The organism is Shewanella electrica (assembly GCF_022321485.1).
In the GTDB taxonomy this organism is placed as follows: Bacteria; Pseudomonadota; Gammaproteobacteria; order Enterobacterales; family Shewanellaceae; genus Shewanella; species Shewanella electrica.
Genome location: NZ_JAKOGG010000391.1, coordinates 1 through 262, shown reverse-complemented (window position 1 = coordinate 262; position 262 = coordinate 1). Strand labels below are relative to the sequence as shown.

1 protein-coding gene is annotated in these 262 nt (G+C 55.0%); it reads right to left on the bottom strand.

The window, feature by feature from the left end:
* A partial coding sequence (locus L9G74_RS21005; protein ID WP_238898696.1) for a hypothetical protein occupies nucleotides 1-262 on the bottom strand: 262 nt, incomplete at both ends.

Here is a 262-nt window from a genome sequence, read left to right as displayed (position 1 = left end):
GGTGATCTGCTCTGCGGTCATTTCCGCAGAGCGATTTGCGAAAATGACAAACCAGAAGCGCGAATGTGCGGCGGTGGATCTCCTCGCGGCGCTGGCGCAGATTGTTGTGGCGCGTTGTATTGGTTGCCGCCACAGGTGCGATTGCAGCCTGATAATATCGCCCTGGAAGGCTTTGAAATGGCAGCGATGTGTTCCACCAGCGCGTAGGCTTCCGGGTGCACCGCTGAGGCATGACAACATCACAATTTTTTTAATTGATGCG